The organism is Acinetobacter sp. 226-1, from assembly GCF_030329325.1.
Classification (GTDB): domain Bacteria; phylum Pseudomonadota; class Gammaproteobacteria; order Pseudomonadales; family Moraxellaceae; genus Acinetobacter; species Acinetobacter sichuanensis.
Genome location: NZ_JACANU010000007.1, coordinates 81,942 through 97,383, shown reverse-complemented (window position 1 = coordinate 97,383; position 15,442 = coordinate 81,942). Strand labels below are relative to the sequence as shown.

At 37.7% G+C, this 15,442-nt stretch carries 9 protein-coding genes and 1 tRNA gene; 3 read left to right on the top strand and 7 right to left on the bottom strand.

The features are described from left to right. Positions 1 to 42: 42 nt before the first annotated feature. The 6 genes from secF to queA form a co-directional block, all read right to left on the bottom strand. Complete coding sequence (gene secF / locus HX124_RS12100; protein ID WP_286377644.1) at positions 43 to 1,026, bottom strand: protein translocase subunit SecF; 984 nt, start codon at positions 1,024 to 1,026, stop codon at positions 43 to 45. Between the two features lie 7 nt (positions 1,027 to 1,033). After that, complete coding sequence (secD, locus tag HX124_RS12095) at positions 1,034 to 2,932, bottom strand: protein translocase subunit SecD (RefSeq protein WP_107008346.1); 1,899 nt, start codon at positions 2,930 to 2,932, stop codon at positions 1,034 to 1,036. Positions 2,933 to 2,985: 53 nt separating this feature from the next. After that, positions 2,986 to 3,315, bottom strand: coding sequence for a preprotein translocase subunit YajC (gene yajC / locus HX124_RS12090; RefSeq protein ID WP_107008347.1), 330 nt, complete (start codon positions 3,313 to 3,315; stop codon positions 2,986 to 2,988). Between the two features lie 128 nt (positions 3,316 to 3,443). Beyond that, positions 3,444 to 4,574, bottom strand: a complete 1,131-nt coding sequence (gene tgt / locus HX124_RS12085) for a tRNA guanosine(34) transglycosylase Tgt (RefSeq protein WP_286383257.1) — start codon at positions 4,572 to 4,574, stop codon at positions 3,444 to 3,446. Positions 4,575 to 4,789: 215 nt separating this feature from the next. Then, entirely contained in the window at positions 4,790 to 6,214 is a 1,425-nt protein-coding gene (locus HX124_RS12080; protein ID WP_286383258.1) for an SMI1/KNR4 family protein, read from the bottom strand. 92 nt (positions 6,215 to 6,306) lie between these two features. After that, positions 6,307 to 7,344 (bottom strand): tRNA preQ1(34) S-adenosylmethionine ribosyltransferase-isomerase QueA, encoded by a 1,038-nt coding sequence (gene queA / locus HX124_RS12075; RefSeq protein ID WP_286383259.1) that lies wholly within the window; start codon positions 7,342 to 7,344, stop codon positions 6,307 to 6,309. A gap of 175 nt (positions 7,345 to 7,519) precedes the next feature. Here queA and HX124_RS12070 point away from each other — a divergent pair. Beyond that, positions 7,520 to 7,606: transfer RNA gene (locus HX124_RS12070), tRNA-Leu, on the top strand. 431 nt (positions 7,607 to 8,037) lie between these two features. Here HX124_RS12070 and HX124_RS12065 read toward each other — a convergent pair. Continuing rightward, a complete protein-coding gene (locus HX124_RS12065; protein WP_286383260.1) occupies positions 8,038 to 10,269 on the bottom strand; it encodes an NADP-dependent isocitrate dehydrogenase in 2,232 nt (743 codons plus the stop codon). A 1,030-nt stretch (positions 10,270 to 11,299) separates the two neighbouring features. Between HX124_RS12065 and HX124_RS12060 the strand changes: the two genes are divergently transcribed. Both HX124_RS12060 and glnE read left to right on the top strand, forming a co-directional pair. Continuing rightward, positions 11,300 to 12,574 carry a sensor histidine kinase gene (locus tag HX124_RS12060; protein ID WP_286383261.1) on the top strand — a complete coding sequence of 425 codons (1,275 nt, stop codon included), beginning with the start codon at positions 11,300 to 11,302 and terminating at the stop codon, positions 12,572 to 12,574. Positions 12,575 to 12,673: 99 nt separating this feature from the next. Beyond that, the gene (gene glnE / locus HX124_RS12055) at positions 12,674 to 15,424 is read left to right on the top strand and encodes a bifunctional [glutamate--ammonia ligase]-adenylyl-L-tyrosine phosphorylase/[glutamate--ammonia-ligase] adenylyltransferase (protein ID WP_286383262.1); all 2,751 of its coding nucleotides are present in this window, start codon (positions 12,674 to 12,676) and stop codon (positions 15,422 to 15,424) included. The last annotated feature ends 18 nt before the right edge of the window (positions 15,425 to 15,442 follow it).

Genomic DNA, 15,442 nt, shown 5'->3' with positions numbered 1-15,442 from the left:
AAAAAAGCCCATCCGAAGATGAGCCATTTTCAAAACTTTGTATTAGTGGGGAATTTGTTCTTCATCTTCAAATTCAGGTTTAACTTGAACAACAAAGTCCTGACGGCTCAGACCGCGCCATAAAGCGAAGGCTGTACCAATATAGATAGAAGAATATGTACCTACAAATACACCAATGAACATTGCAACAGAGAACCAATGTAAACCATCACCGCCTAAGAACATCATTGCCATAACAACAAGCAAAAGTGTCATAGAGGTATGGATGGTACGACGTAGTGTTTCAGTTAATGCAGAGTTCACAACTTCAAGTGGTGTTGCACCACGAATCTTACGGAAGTTTTCACGAATACGGTCTGAAACAACAATGTTATCGTTGAGTGAGAAACCAATTAACGCAAGAATTGCCGCGAGAACTGTTAAGTCAAACGGCCACTGCATCATGGCAAAAATACCCACAGTCACAATAACGTCATGGAGTAAAGATAAAACTGCACCCAGTGCGAGTTTAAACTCAAAACGAATAGTGACATAAACGAGCATGAGCAGCATTGCGAGCGCAACAGCACCCGCAGAGCGGATATAAAGCTCATTACCGACTTGACCACCAACAGAGTCAACTTTATGTACTTTAGCTGGGTTATCTGGTAACTGTACTGCTTTAGTTAATGCATTATTAAGATCTTCAACATTAATGTCTTGTACTGGCATACGTACAATTAAATCTTTGTTAGAACCTAAAGTTTGCACAACTGCATCTTTAAAGCCTGCTTTATCTAATGTGTTGATTACATCAGTAGTTTTTGCCTCATGTTGATAGTTAAGTTCAGCAGAAACCCCACCCGTAAAGTCCAAACCTAAATTTAGACCTTTGGTGGCAATAAAGAAAATACTGGCAATGGTGAGAATGATCGAAAGGATTGCTGCAGGTTTTGCAATCTTCATAAAGTTGATGATTTTTTCATCATCAGGGCGACCATACTTTTTGGCTTTTTGCTCTTGAGGTTGAGTCACATCAGTCATCATAGATCTCCTATATGCTCAACTTTTTCAAGTTGCGTTTTTTACCATAAATGATCTGTACGATAGCGCGAGTCACTGTAATCGCAGTAAACATTGAGCAAACAATACCAATCATCAATGTCACAGCGAAGCCTTTAATCGGACCTGTACCAATCGCAAATAAGATAAATGCAACCAAAAAGGTGGTTAAGTTGGAGTCAAAGATCGTGTTATAAGCACGATCATAACCTGCCACAATCGCCTGTTTAGGGGAGGCGCCCCATCGCATTTCTTCTCGTATTCGTTCACAAATCAGAACGTTCGCATCGACTGCCATCCCGATGGTGATGACGATACCCGCAATACCAGGTAAAGTGAGCGAAGCACCAATCCAAGACATCACTGTTAAGAGCATTGCAAGGTTAATCACCAGTGCTAAATCTGCAATAACACCAAAGACACGGAAGAATACAACCATCCAAATTGCGACAAGAATGAAACCAACTTGAGTTGAAAGTACACCTTTATCAATGTTTTCTTGACCAAGGCTTGGACCCACAACACGTTCTTCAACAAAGTACATTGGAGCAGCTAAAGCACCTGCACGTAACATCAATGCAAGTTCAGCCGCTTCTTGTGGTGAATCTAGACCTGTAATACGGAACTGAGCACCTAGCACAGCTTGAATCGTTGCTGCGTTGATGACGACAGATTCGGTAAATGGCGTACGAACTTCTGTTTGAACACCTGTAGTTGGGTCGGTTATATATTCAATTTTTTGTTTATTTTCAATAAACAATACCGCCATACGTTTACCAACAGCATTACGTGTCGCATCTGCCATGAGCTTACCACCAGCGTTGTCTAAAGTAATATTTACTTCAGCTCCGCCAGTATCTTGGCTAAAACCACTCGATGCATTTTGAACACGTTCACCTGTTAAAATACGGTTACGGTTTAATAATAACTGTTTGCCACTGTCTAAAGTTTCATAAGCAAATAGCTCTGTTCCTGGTGGAACAGGTTGACCATTAGACTGACCATAAGGTGTTACATATTGATCATTCAAATCAGAAACTAAGCGGAATTCTAAGTTAGCAGTACGCCCCAAAACACGTTTTGCTTCGGCTGTATCTTGTACACCAGGCAATTCCACAACAATACGATTACTACCTTGGCTTTGTACTAAAGCTTCAGCTACACCTAACTCATTGATACGGTTGCGTAAAGTAGTTAAGTTTTGATTTAAAGCATAAGACTGAATCTCTTGCTTTGTTGTATCATTATAGGTGAGTTTTAAAGTAGAACCTGTATCGGTTGCAAGTGCTTGCTGAGTATATTTATTGCCATCACGACGTAGAAAATCCATAGCAGCAGCACGATCATCATTATTTGCAAATAACAAAGTAATCGTGTTGTTGTTTAGCGTTAAGCTATTGAATTTAATTTTTTGCTCACGTAAATCACGACGTAAATCTGTTGCTGATGTTTCCATACGTTGTGCAATTGCTTTGTCCATATCTACTTCAAGTAGAAAATGAACACCACCACGTAAGTCCAGACCAAGTTTCATTGGCTTAGCACCAATTTTTTGTAACCATTCTGGTGTGGTTGGCGCAAGGTTTAATGCAACAACATAATTATCACCTAAACCTTTGCGTAAAGCTTCTTGTGCTTTAAGTTGGGCATCAGATGAACTTACACGCAACAATGCAGCATTGTTGGTAAAAGTATTATCATGAGTGGCAATATTGTCACTTTTTAATATTTGCTCTGCTTTTTGTATGACAGACTGATCAATCTGAGTACCAGCCTTGGCACCAGAAATTTGAACAGCAGGCTCATCAGGATACAAACTTGGCAGTGCGTATAATGTACTGACCACGAGAACAACGAGGATCAGTAGATATTTCCATGCAGGGTAACGCATTCGCTTTCTTCTTAAAATGAAAAAGTCGTGCGAGGAGCACGACTGCTTTATGATTAAAGGTTATTTAATGTGCCTTCAGGAAGTACTGAAATGACACTAGCACGTTGTATTTTTACTTCATTACCGCGATTTAGCTCAATAACAGCAAAGTCACCTTCAAGTTTGATGACACGTCCCATTAGACCGCCAGCAAAAACAACTTCACTACCAACGCCTAAACTGTCAATCAGTGTACGGTGTTCTTTGGCACGTTTAGCTTGAGGACGCCAGATGAGAAAATAGAAGATTGCAACAAAAACAGCAATCATCAATAAGTTAGCCATCATGCTTGGACCTTGTGCAGGTGCCTCAGCTGCATGAGCAGCAGAAATAAATAAACTCATTTTAGTTTCCTAAAGTTAAATAACTGGTGTCAAAAACATGACATTTAAATTGACTTGTTCTGCAATTTACCTTGTCTTGTGGTTCAGCGCAAATCCTGTTGAATGAAAAAACATTCCTATTTTAGTGATTAATCTTCTGGACAAGGTGGAACGTCTAAACCACGGCGTTGATAGAAATCTGTTACGAATTCATCAAAAGTGCCATTGTCTAAAGCATTACGAATATCTTGAGTAAAACGTTGGTAATAACGTAAATTGTGAATCGTACCTAACATTGAACCGAGCATTTCACCACATTTTTCTAAATGGAATAAATAAGCACGAGTAAAATTGCTACATGTGTAACAATCACAATGTGGGTCGAGTGGACTTTGGTCATGGCGATATTTTGCATTACGAATACGCACCAAACCATCAGTCACAAAATAATGCCCATTACGTGCATTACGGGTTGGCATAACGCAGTCAAACATATCAACACCACGACGAATGGCTTCAACGATATCTTCAGGTTTACCAACGCCCATCAAGTAACGTGGTTTGTCTTCTGGCATTTTTGCAGGTAAATAATCCAAGACTTTAATCATTTCTTCTTTTGGTTCACCAACAGATAAACCGCCAATGGCAAAACCATCAAAATCAATTTCTTTCAAACCATTGAGTGATTCTTCACGCAGGTCTTCGTACATTCCGCCTTGAATAATGCCAAATAATGCATTTTTATTTTTTAATACGTCATGGTGCTGAGTTTTACAACGTTTCGCCCAACGTAATGAAAGCTGTAATGATTTTTGTGCTTCTTCATGTGTTGCAGGGTAGGGTGTACATTCGTCAAAAATCATCACGATATCTGAGTTCAATGTATGTTGAATATCCATTGAAATTTCAGGTGATAAAAAGACTTTTGAACCATCAATAGGCGAGCGGAAAGTAACACCTTCTTCTTTAATTTTACGCATTGCGCCTAAACTAAAGACTTGGAAACCGCCTGAGTCAGTGAGAATAGGTTTTCCCCATTTCATAAACTCATGCAAGCCACCATGCTCACGAATGACATCTAAGCCCGGACGTAAGTAAAGATGAAAAGTATTGCCCAAAATAATCTGAGCTTGAATATCTTCAATATCACGCGGTAACATGCCTTTCACTGTACCGTATGTACCTACAGGCATAAATACAGGCGTTTCAACCACACCGTGTTCTAAAGTTAAACGACCACGACGAGCACGTCCCGACTGACCTAATCTTTCAAATTTCATAAATGACCTAAATCTGGCGAAAAAACAGTTCGCTGATTGATTGTTGCAAAAGGTGACTATTTTCCCATGTTTTTATGGTGAATTGCTAGTCATCATAAAGACTAAATATGAATTGAAAATGAAGGCAAGCAACTGCCTTGATCAAAGCTGAATGACAGCAAGCGCACTTGCTGTATTTTAGAGGATGAGCTTAGCAAGTTGATGAGTTTAAAAAATTATGGATTAAATTCAAATGTCTCTGGGTTTATATGCTGAATAGAATCATGATTTAAGTTGTATTCTTTGAGTACATTGCTGATATTGCTGCTGATATAGACCAAATCATCGGTGTCAGCCGAATAATAACGAAGACCATTTTCATCAGGTTCAATGTCTTGATAGGGAAATTTTACAACTAAAGCTTGTAATTTTTTCAAAATAGCACGTGTTTTTAAACCTTGCATGGCTTGTAAAACTTGAATGAGTAGAGGCGGTTCATTACTGTTTAAACCATGTAAAAACTCAGTCTCATAGGGTTTTTTATCATTTAAAAAAGAAAAGGTGTAAAAAGTACTTTTTCTTATTTTAAGATCAGGATGCTGTACAAATGGTTTTAGTTGCTGAAATTGCTGTTGTTCATCTTTTTGTAAAATGTAGCATGCAAAGCGAAAAGTTTCCTCATCCTGAATATGAGGCAGATATTCATAAATGCGTGAAATCCAATGTGGTAAGTCTTCTTCGATATACCAATGAATCAGTTTAACCGCAGTATTGAGTTGGGTTTTGAATAACTCTTCCAAATAAGGCACAGCACGTTGAGCATCATGCTTTGAAACTAAAGACAAAATCATGATTTGATTTTCATTATTTTCATCAGGACAATACGCTAAAAGCTGTTGCAATGTATCTTGAGTTAAACTTTTTTTGAAATTTAAACCTTCTAAAATTTGATACTTCAACTGATGGTCTTGTGTATTTTTATATCTTTGCATTAAATCGGATTCTGTTCCTCCCATTTGATAGCCAAACCACGCATGCGTATTTTGTAAATTGCCATCAATGACTTCATCTAACCAACGCTCATACCAGTCTAAAAAATGAGCTTCATAGCTAAATTTTGGTTTGTCATGATCAATGCTTATATTGACCACTTTGCCTGTATATATCCCATTGAGAATAAGCGCATGAGAATAACCACAGCCTTGAGAACCAATCACAAATAAACCACCAAAAATTTTGGCTTCTTGCTGCTCATACTCATGATCACTTAAATTTTCTGCATATAATTCTTGGATTTGAGCTTGCCATATTTCATGGGGGGTATCGGGTGTGAGCAAGGTTGGATTGGTCAGTAACGCTTGGTCAAAATCATTAGAAAATAATTGATATTGTTCCCCAAAAGGGTAGATCCCATAAAAAGGACCTGCCGCAGAATTTGAAAAAGATTCACCTGCATGACCAATTTCAGTTAAAAAAAGTTTATATTCAAGTGGAAGTTGAATGCCATGTTGTTGTTCAAAATCAACAATTTTTTGCATGGGAATGGGTGCATTCAATTGATAGTGATGTGCATCAGCACCAAAGACTTCTAAATCTGGGTCGGCATGTTGAGCAGCGATTAATTTTGTTTTTATACGTTGAATTTGTGTTTGATAAGGCATCATTGTTATAAATAGGTGTGATTGAAAAAATCACACCCATTCTAAAGTTAAAATTTAAAAGTACACAAGCATGAGCTGCAAAATTTAACCAATTAAACGGCAGCTTTTTCAATCAACATCGCATCACCATAACTAAAGAAACGATATCTACTTGCAACAGCATGCTGATAAGCATTGAGAATATTTTCTTTATTTGAAAGTGCAGAAACTAACATCAGCAAAGTCGATTCTGGTAAATGGAAATTTGTAATTAAACGATCAACTGCACAAAACTGATAACCTGGATAAATGAAAATTTGTGTATCACCTGTCCAAGCGCCAATTTTTCCGCCACACGCTTGTGCAGCACTTTCAATTGCCCGTGTTGCAGTTGTACCAATCGCAATCACTTTATTGCCACGCGCTCGTGTTTCTTGAATCATTTGAGCGGCATGTTCTGATACTTCACACCATTCACTGTGCATAATGTGATTTTCAATATCTGTGGTACGCACAGGTAAAAACGTTCCTGCGCCGACATGTAAAGTCACAAAGGTTTTTTGAATGCCTTTTTGTGCTAACTTTTGTAATAAATTTTGATCAAAATGCAAACTTGCTGTTGGCGCAGCGACACTTGCCAGTTTTGTTGGATCATTAAATACAGTTTGATAACGCTCAGTATCAATTGCTTCAGCCTCACGATTAAAATAAGGTGGAATAGGTAACTGACCATATAAATCTAAAACTTGTAAAATTGGTTGAGAAAATTCAACAACAAATAAGTTTTCATGTCGACCTGTGACAGTCACTTTGACTTCATCTTTTCCAATAAATAGTTCTGCACCTGCTTTTGGTGAATTACTGGCTTTGATATGACAATGCGCTGTCGTTTGATCAAAGATACGTTCAACCAAAATTTCAACAGCACCTCCAGTTGCACGTTTACCTTTTAATCGTGCTTTCATCACTTTGGTGTCATTTAACACCATTAAGTCACCTTCTTCAAAGAGATCAAGAATGTCTGTGAAATGGTGATCTTGATATGTGCCATCAGCATTTAAATGAAGTAAGCGAGATGCGCTACGAGTTTCTAATGGATAGCGTGCAATAAGTTCATCAGGGAGATCAAATTTAAAGTCAGAGAGTTGCATAAGTACAATAAAATATAGGCAGTAAAACTGGATGTAGTATAGTCTTTTTTAAAATAAATCGTTCGGATTGAGTTTTTTTTAATCTAAAAAAATAAAAATGAATTAAAAATATACAAATAAAAAGCTTGTCGATTGACAACATTCAGAAAAACGCTATTATAGCCACACAACCTTTCCCGAGGTGGTGAAATTGGTAGACGCGGTGGATTCAAAATCCACTATCAGAGATGATGTGTCGGTTCGAGTCCGACCCTCGGGACCAAAATTCAAAAAACCCCAAGCATATTAAGTCTTGGGGTTTTTTATTGTCTAAAAAATTAAATTATATAATTTTTAATCCATATGCTTGAACTACTTTAGTTACATCATCCTCAGATGAAACGTATCTTTTATGGCTAAATAAAGTTCCATATTGATGAAGATAGACATTATTTTAAGGCTAAAAAAGATTTTAATCATAAGGAAAATAGAATGAAAAATATCACAATATTGGGTGTATGGACGCTAGCGTTGATATTTGCTGTGATTCGTCCCGCACAGGCTTAAAACATCAGCAAAATTTGATCATTCAGATATTTATTCAAAAATTTGGTTATAAGGTGCAAGAAGATTGAAAAAGCGTATAGCGTAAATAAAAAACCGATGCCTTAGCATCGGTTTTTATATCTCTGTATATTGAGATAAGTTTTTTACTTAAGCAGAAGCAAGTGCTGCATTAAGCGTTGCGCTTGGGCGCATTACCGCATCAACTTTTGCTGTATCTACTGCGTAGTAACCACCGATATCAGCAGCTTTACCTTGCACTGCAGCAAGTTCAGCAACGATTTTATCTTCGTTGTCAGTAAGTGTTTTAGCAAGTGGTGCAAACTTCGCTTTAAGCTCAGCATCTTCATCTTGTGCAGCCAAAGCTTCAGCCCAGAATTTAGCAAGATAGAAATGGCTACCACGGTTATCAAGTTCACCCGTACGACGTGATGGAGATTTATCGTTGTCGAGAAGTTTACCTGTTGCTTGGTCTAATGTTTTAGCAAGAAGTTTCGCTTTCGCGTTGTCTTCTTTAATGCCCATTTCTTCAAGAGAAACAGCAAGTGCTAAGAACTCACCTAAAGAATCCCAACGTAAGTGGTTTTCTTCTACCAATTGTTGTACGTGTTTAGGCGCAGAACCACCAGCACCAGTTTCGTACATACCACCGCCCGCCATTAACGGAACGATAGACAACATTTTCGCAGAAGTACCCAACTCCATGATTGGGAACAAATCTGTTAAGTAGTCACGTAAAATGTTACCCGTTACAGAGATTGTATCTAGACCACGCGCGACACGTTCAAGTGTATAACGCATTGCACGTACTTGAGACATGATTTGAATGTCTAAACCAGCAGTGTCGTGATCTTTCAAGTAAGTTTGAACTTTCTTGATCAATTCATTTTCGTGTGGACGGTACGGGTCTAACCAGAAGATTGCAGGCATGCCAGAGTTACGCGCACGCGTTACAGCAAGTTTTACCCAGTCACGGATCGGTGCATCTTTCACCTGACACATACGCCAGATATCGCCTTCCTCAACGTTTTGAGACATCAATACTTCACCAGTTTCGATGTCAGTGATGTTTGCAACACCAGCAGCAGAAACTTCGAAAGTTTTGTCGTGTGAACCGTATTCTTCAGCTTTTTGTGCCATCAAACCAACGTTAGGTACAGTACCCATGGTGCGTGGATCGAAGTTACCATTCCATTTACAGAAGTTGATCATTTCTTGGTAAATACGTGCAAATGTAGACTCAGGCATGACTGCTTTACAGTCGTAAGGTTTGCCATCAGCACCCCACATTTTACCACCACCACGGATCATTGCAGGCATAGAAGCATCAACAATCACGTCATTTGGTGAATGGAAGTTTGTGATGCCTTTTGCAGAATCTACCATTGCCAAAGCAGGGCGGTGTTCTTGACAAGCATGTAAATCTTCGATGATTTCTTCACGTAAAGATGTTGGTAAAGTTGCGATCTTTTCATAAAGACCCGCCATACCGTTGTTTACGTTAATGCCTAATTCAGCGAATAATTTAGCGTGTTTTTCAAACGCTTCTTTATAATAAATTTTCACACAGTGACCGAATACGATCGGGTGTGAAACTTTCATCATGGTTGCTTTAACGTGTAAAGAGAACAAAATGCCTGCTTCTTTACAATCATCTAATTCTTTTTCATAGAAGTCGCAAAGTGCTTTTTTGCTCATGAACATTGAGTCGATGATTTCGCCGTCTTGAAGCGCAACTTTTGGCTTAAGAACGATAGTTTCACCCGACTTAGTGATCAATTCCATTTTGACATTACGCGCACGATCCAAAGTCATGGACTTTTCGCCGTGATAGAAGTCACCTTCATCCATGTGTGAAACGTGGGTTTGTGACCATTGTTTCCATTCACTCATAGAATGTGGATGTTTTTTCGCGTAATTTTTTACAGCAGTTGGCGCACGGCGGTCAGAGTTACCTTCACGTAAAACTGGGTTTACAGCAGAGCCTAAGCATTTGCCATAACGTGCTTTGATTTCTTTCTCTTCATCAGTGGTTGGATTTTCTGGATAATCAGGAATCGCAAAACCTTTAGATTGAAGCTCTTTGATACATGCTGTTAATTGGGCAACAGATGCACTAATATTTGGAAGTTTGATGATATTTGTATCAGGATCTTGAGTAAGACGACCTAATTCTGCAAGGTTGTTCGGTAACTTTTGCTCATCTGTTAGGTAATCTGTAAATTCTGCAAGCACACGAGCAGCGACAGAGATATCTGTTTTTACAATCTCTACGCCAGCGGGCTTAGTAAAGGTCTCAATGATCGGTAGCAGCGAATAGGTCGCTAACAGTGGCGCCTCGTCGGTCAATGTGTAAATGATTGTTGACTTTCCACCAGCCATATATAGCCCCTTGCTTTAGATTATGTTTTTGAGGACCAAACTTTTGGTTCAGTCCCTACGAACCGATTTGCTTAAATAAAAACACTGAAAGTATCAAGGTTCATTGCATTGCAGTCAATGTACGATCGAGTGATAACGACATTTCGCTAGGAAATGATGCTAAAGCGATGTGATGAACCTTTTATTAAAGATAATTTCTATCTTGGGTTTCACATATTCATTTCTTTCAGTGACTGTCATCACGTTTTATTTCAGTGTTCTAGAGGGTTCAAATGAACAATCACTGTACTGTTTCGAAGCATGCGATGATCTACTAAAGTTACTGTATGGGCTTTTAAAAACTTAAAAGAGAATTTCGCAGACTTGCACATGCGTTATAACATTACAAGCATTGGTTGTTTCAAACCTAGAACTCAAATCAAAACCTGTTAAACAACAAATTGTTAAGTTGTTTGTTAAGGTCGTGGTGATGTGGGTAGCGTTCTCATTTTATTTAAACAAAACGATGCACGGGGTATTTTAATGAAAAATGTGTTTTTAATCTACTGGTGAGCGGTGGTTATGAGCTTAAATAAGAATTATTGCTTTTTAAAAAAGATATGCGTTTAGTAAATTGAAAATAAATCATGATCGAAATAATAAGATAAATATAGAATATGAATAGATAATATGAATGGAAGTTTTTAAAATATACCGCTGTTTAACTTTAAAAAAAGTTCAGAGGAAAATAAATTTGAATAAATGAAAAATTAAAATGTAATAAAATATATTTTATCTTCATTGAGTTATTTTTATTTTATCTTTTGGTTTTATTTAGGTGATTCAAAATTGTTGTTTTAATTAGTATTTATAGGAATTTTATTCTATTATTTTTTATTTAAAACTTACAAAATACCTAAGGTCATATAAGTAAATATTATTGACCAGTGACTATATAATTCGCTAAATATTGTTGTTATATTATAAAAGCGTAAAATCATGTAAAACATTGTAGGTCGTTATCTTTTTGTCATCTAAAAACGAGGCAGCCATGAGATTAAAGCTCTTAGAGATGGGTCAGGCTGACAAGCTGAGCGCATGTAAATTATCATTACTACTCGGCGTATTAAGTCAAGAAAACTCTGTTGAGCGGTTTTTAAAAATAGCAAGAAAATTACTAAATGTAGAAAATGCCATTATCTCATTTGCCAATGAACCTTATGTTTGGTATTCAAATCAATCTGAATTTAAAGCTTTTTTAGCAAGTCCAGATGCCAATTTGCATTTTTATTTTGCGGGTCATCAGAAAATAGACCCTACACATCCAAATTATGCATCATTTTCACAGCATCTTATTGATATTGGTGTAGATCATCGTCGTGTTATTTGTTTTGATATTCAAAAAAATGAGCAAGAATCACTGGGTAAAGTGACTTTTTTTGATGATAAAACGGAAAATTTTGATCAAGAAAATGATGTATTTGTGCAGGATTTTATTCAAGGGCTGATTAAAGTCATTGAAATGAACAGAGAGCACGAAGAATTAAAAGACTTATATGAACAACAACTTGCATTAAATTTTAGTAAAACTAAATTTTTTCAGATTATTGCTCATGATTTAAGAGCACCATTTCACGGTTTGTTGGGTTTTTCAGAAGTATTAGCACAAGAGCGCGCAAGTTTAGATGAAGAAAGTGTACATAATATTTCAGAATATTTATATGACACAGCTCAGTCTACATATAATTTATTAGAAAACTTATTAAATTGGGCAATGGCAGAAGGTGGACGTTTTGTTTATCATCCTATTAATTTTAAATTAAAACAAAGTTCTAAAATTGTTTTTGATGTTTTAAATAGTTTGGCTGTAAATAAAAATATTTTGTTAATTGATGATATTCCTGAAGAATTAAAAGTATGTGGCGATATTAATATGATTACGTCATTATTACAAAACTTGGTTTCTAATGCGCTTAAGTTTACTCATGTAGATGGTTCAGGAAAGGTGCGTATGTCTGCAAGAGAAATTTCAAACGGTATCGAAATTCTGATCCAAGATACAGGATTAGGTATGACAGATGCGCAAATAAAAAAGATTTTTGAGCCAGAAATTAATGCAAGTTTTAAAGGGACAGCAGGAGAAAAAGGGACAGGTTTGGGGTTGGTCTTATGTAAAAGATTTGTAGACTTAAACCATGGCGAAATTTCTGCGACCTCCCAACAAGGTAAAGGCACAACATTTAAAGTTGTATTACCTATCGCTAAAAACTCACATCAATCATTGATGAATGAACACGATAGTCCTAAAGAACGAGTGAAAGTTTAAAGCTCAATTTTACTTTGATTTCAAGCGAAAAATATTGACCACAAGAAGGCTGTAACTGATATAAAGATAAAAATAGATTAAGAAATATAGGCTTTTTCGATGAACGCTGAGCAATTGCAAAAAACTTTAGGTGCAAGTCAGTATGCAGAACAGGTTTTAAGTTTACATCAAGCAATTTTACAACAAGATTATGCCTTTGATGAATTTAAACAATCGTTATCAACGGCGCAATTACAGCATCTCGTTCAAGACACGTTAAAAAATTTACAAGAAGAAGCCGAGTGGATGAAAGCCATTCGTATTTTACGTGCTCGCTTGATGTTTCGTTGGATTTGGCAAGATGCTAATCAACTCACAGATGTGGTTACATTGACACGTGAACTTTCCGATTTTGCTGATGCAAGTATTAATGCAGCCAAAGATTTTGCAAGAATTCCATTAATTGCCAAGTATGGAGAGCCGATTGGTTACAATGGCAAAGAGCAAGATCTGATTGTGATTGCGATGGGTAAACTGGGTGCGCAAGAGCTGAATTTATCCAGTGATATTGACCTGATTTTTGCTTTTGATGAACAGGGAGAAACCAACGGTCGCAAATGCGTTGAAGTTCAGCAGTTTTGTATTCATTGGGGACAAAAGCTGATTTATTTGTTGGAGCATATTACCGCAGATGGTTTTGTATTTCGTGTCGATATGCGTTTACGCCCTTGGGGTGATGGTTCAGCACTGGCGATTAGTCACGTCGCATTAGAGAAATATCTCAGTCAGCATGGGCGTGAATGGGAGCGTTATGCATGGATTAAGGCGCGTATCGTGTCTGGCGGAAAAGAAGGCGATGAGCTGTTAGAAATGACACGACCTTTTGTTTTTCGCAAATATGTAGATTACACCGCTTTTGAAGCCATGCGTGAAATGAAAGCCATGATCGAGCGTGAAGTTGCGCGTCGTAATATTGCAGATGATATTAAGCTAGGTGCAGGTGGAATCCGTGAAGTTGAATTTATTGTCCAAGTATTTCAACTCATTTATGGTGGTTCAAAATTAGAGTTGCAAGATCGTCAATGTTTAGTCAGCCTAAAACATTTGGGTGAAGTTGGTTTATTAGATGAGCAGTCTGTTTTAGACCTTGAGGATGCTTATCTTTTCCTTCGTCGTGTTGAACATGCGATCCAAGCTTTAAATGATCAACAAACCCAATCTTTACCTACAGAACCTGAACTACGCAAACGAATTTATCAGACTTTAGGTTTTGCAACATGGGAAGCATTTTTAGATTTTCTCAATCAAAAACGTAATAAAGTAATTTATCAATTTGAGCATTTGATTAAAGAAAAAGGTTATGACTCACCTGCTGAAAGTTTTAGTCAGCTCGAAAAAAAATTGGATGAAGTATTAGATGCTGATGCTAAAAATCTGGTACATGAGTTTTGGTTTGGGCATGCGATTAAAAAATTACCAGCAAAAGCAGTACAACGTTTAAAAGAGTTTTGGCCACATTTGATTGAAGCGATTTTACAGTCAAATAAACCACAAGTGGCTTTGATGCGTCTCATGCCCTTGGTCGAATCGGTTATGCGCCGTACCGTGTATTTGGTGATGTTGATTGAAAGTAAAGGTGCATTGCAACGTCTTGTGAAAATGGCAACAGTAAGCCCTTGGATCTGTGAGGAATTGACGCATTATCCAGTGCTGTTAGATGAATTTTTGTCTATGGATTTTGAATTACCAAAACGCAAAGATCTGGAAGATTCATTACGTCAACAGTTACTCCGCATTGAAATTGATCAAGTTGAAGATCAAATGCGTGTCTTGCGTTTATTTAAAAAATCTAATGTTCTTACCGTTGCAGCAAGTGATGTTTTAGCTGAAAGCCCTTTGATGAAAGTATCGGATGCCTTGACTGATATTGCCGAAGTATCGGTGATCGCGACCTTGAATCTTGCTTATCAAACTGTGGCGAAACGGCATGGTTATCCATTAGACGCAGAAGGGCAGCGTTGTTCACTTGATCACATGGCTTTTGTTGTTGCAGGCTACGGTAAATTGGGTGGAATTGAGTTGGGCTATGGTTCGGACTTGGATTTGGTCTTTATTCATTATATGGATGAACAAGCCGATACCGATGGCATGAAAGTCATTAGTGGTTTTGAATTTGCTATGCGCGTTGCGCAGAAATTTATGTCTTTAATGACCACGCAAACCCTTGATGGTCGAGTGTATGAGGTGGATACGCGTTTACGTCCATCAGGTGAAGCAGGGCTTTTGGTGACCAGTCTAAAAGCATTTGAACAATATCAATTAAAAAATGCATGGTTATGGGAGCATCAGGCGATTGTACGAGCGCGTTCTATCGCAGGTGAAGTCATCTTAAGAACCAAGTTTGAACAACTACGTTGTCGGATTTTGACTTTGCCCCGAGAAGAGGAAACTGTCCGCAGAGAAGTCTTGAACATGCGGCAAAAAATGAAAGATCATCTGGGTTCATCTAAAGAACAGAAAAAAGATGGAATTTTTCATTTAAAACAGGATGCAGGTGGTATCGTTGACATTGAATTTATGGCACAGTATGTTGTATTAGCCTGGAGTGGGACGAATCCTGATCTCGCCCATTATTCCGACAATGTTAGAATTCTTGAGGATGCCGCAAAGGCAGGTTGCTTATCCAGCGACGATGTATCCGCACTGATTCAAGCTTATCTTAGTGAACGCGCCGAGAGCCATCGCTTAGCACTTGCAAATCATAATATGCAAGTTAGCGCAGCTGATTGGCACGATACCCGAGAGGTCGTTTGTAAGTTATGGCAAAGATTAATTGATCCAACAGCGACTTTCGCTTTGGAAAGTGAATAATAGTGTAAAAATTTGGAG